The organism is Capnocytophaga leadbetteri (genome assembly GCF_003054025.1).
GTDB classification, from domain to species: domain Bacteria; phylum Bacteroidota; class Bacteroidia; order Flavobacteriales; family Flavobacteriaceae; genus Capnocytophaga; species Capnocytophaga leadbetteri.
This window is the reverse complement of sequence record NZ_QBKG01000036.1, coordinates 1-1,401: the sequence shown is the minus strand read 5'-3', so window position 1 is coordinate 1,401 and position 1,401 is coordinate 1. Positions and strand designations below refer to the sequence as shown.

General features: G+C 33.7%; 1 protein-coding gene and 1 pseudogene. Both read left to right on the top strand.

Annotated features, from left to right (window positions below; translation table 11 throughout):
* The first annotated feature begins 296 nt into the window (after positions 1–296).
* Entirely contained in the window at positions 297–800 is a 504-nt protein-coding gene (locus tag C8P65_RS11960) for a hypothetical protein (protein WP_009391051.1), read from the top strand.
* Between the two features lie 16 nt (positions 801–816).
* Positions 817–954: pseudogene (locus C8P65_RS12325) on the top strand (deoxyhypusine synthase family protein); the annotation flags it as partial.
* Positions 955–1,401 lie beyond the last annotated feature (447 nt).

The following is a 1,401-nucleotide window of genomic DNA, read 5'->3' as shown; positions in this document are numbered from 1 at the left end:
CTAATCAAAATAATACAAAAGAACTGCCCTACTATTTTTCTTTACCCACCATAGAGATAAGCATTTTTAAAGCCTATAAAGTGCTCTAAATAGTGTAAAGAAGCCCCTGGATGTTTCAAATGTGTTGTTAAAGAAGAACAGTTCCGCGCACCGCTAGCGCAAGCTTCTAGCTTGTGCTAAAAAATAAAAAAGCTGGAAGCTCGCACCAGCATAAGGATTTTATAACATAGATAGAGTAAAAACAGAATTTGTAAATAATTATTCTTATTTTTGTCCTAATTAAAATTTTTAAGCTTATGATGATAATCAACTTTATTTTCAAGAATTGGAAAGGTTTATTGATGGCTATACTTGCCAGTTTAGCATGTAAAACTTGTGCTGGAGACTATATAGAAGGCTCAAATAAGGAAAAAGTTGCAGAATATGAGGCTTTGATAAAAGAAAACACTAAAACTACTGCTGTTTATGATAGTGTCTATACAGAGCATACAGTGAAAATTGCCAAAGTACCCATAAAAACATACAGTATTAAATATAAATATGAAGTAAATGGTGTAGAATATGAAGGCGAACAATCAACTTCAAAATTGCCAGAAAGCCCTGTGGTGGAAGTATATTATCTAAAAGACAATCCATCTGTCCATGATATAAATCCAGCATCATCATTGAAATACGAAAAAGAGAAGGAAACAAGTAATACTGACCTCTATTTCGCTATATTCTGGGGCGTGCTGGCGTTGTTTCTTGCTGTCGGGCTATGGATTGAATTTAAAGATTTTAAAAAAGAATATAAAATATAATTAAAAGTAGAGAAAAATAGCAAACAAACCAATTACCGAATTTATCGAAAAATATTATCTGCATTTCAATGCAGCATCTTTGGTGGACGCTTCTAAAGGCTATGTAGCGCACCTAAAAGATGGCGGAAAAATGTTAATTACCGCTAGCGCAAGCTTCTAGCTTGTGCTTAAGAATATAACAGAGCTGGAAGCTCTAAGAATACTAGGTACGAGCTACAAGCTCGCACCAGTGGGGGGAATATGAAGGCACTGAAACAACTTGTAAGTATATGAGGCAAAAGTATCACAAAACTGAGGATATAGCTGTAAAGGAGATTTTAAGTTTGTTAATGGAAGTGTTAGAAGCTAAATATGCTAAAATGAGAGTATTCTTAAAAAGATAGAGGGTAATGTATCAGATGTGTTGTTAAAAATATAAGGCTAACTATTAACACGATACAAGTGTGAGGCAGATGGGAGGTATGAGAAGTATGAGAAGGCTGTCACGTCCTAAAAACGGTTTACATTTATTTTGTCAGTTTAATTTATGTTTTTCATTTTTTAAGTTAAGTATTGTAAGCAAGAACTCCTTTACTACATCAGTATAGATGAGTATCCACTA

What these genes read in the sequence shown, in the direction of transcription:
- C8P65_RS11960 (WP_009391051.1), top strand. Translation starts at nt 297, where the DNA reads ATGATGATAATCAACTTTATTTTCAAGAATTGGAAAGGTTTATTGATG.